We start from the raw sequence: 481 nt of genomic DNA, 5'->3' as shown, positions 1-481 counted from the left end.
CCTGGTTCATGTATTCCAGCACCCGCGAACGCGCCCAGTACAGGTCGGTGCCGTCCTCGAACAGGATGTAGACGAAGGAGTCTCCAAAGAAGGAGAAGCCTCGCACCGTCTTGGCGCCGGGTACGGAGAGCATCGTGGTCGCCAGTGGGTAGGTCACCTGGTTCTCAACGATCTGGGGCGCTTGGCCCGGGTAAGTGGTTCGGATGATGACCTGCACGTCCGACAGGTCGGTCAGCGCGTCCAGCGGCGTTCGCTGTACCGAATAAATGCCCCAGGCGCTGAGCACCAAGGTGGCCAGCAGCACGAGGAAGCGGTTGGCGATGGACCAGTGGATCAGCTTGGCGATCATGGCTTGCCTCCGGCCGCCATCGGCGTGACGCGAGTGAGCTGCGGCAGGTCGTCCGCGCCCATGAAGAACTCGAAGCTCACGCGATCACCGACCTGCACGTTGCGCGCCGCACCGTCGGGCGGCAGCTTGAAG

General features: G+C 63.8%; 1 protein-coding gene. It reads right to left on the bottom strand.

The window, feature by feature from the left end:
- A partial coding sequence (locus GVL52_RS28665) for an efflux RND transporter permease subunit (RefSeq protein ID WP_200847979.1) occupies positions 1-349 on the bottom strand: 349 nt, incomplete at its 3' end.
- Positions 350-481 lie beyond the last annotated feature (132 nt).

Origin of the sequence: Rhizobium sp. 18055, from assembly GCF_902706285.1 — a bacterium.
Taxonomy (GTDB): domain Bacteria; phylum Pseudomonadota; class Alphaproteobacteria; order Rhizobiales; family Rhizobiaceae; genus Rhizobium.
The sequence above is the reverse complement of the archived record's forward strand: the minus strand, read 5'-3'. Positions and strand labels throughout refer to the sequence as shown.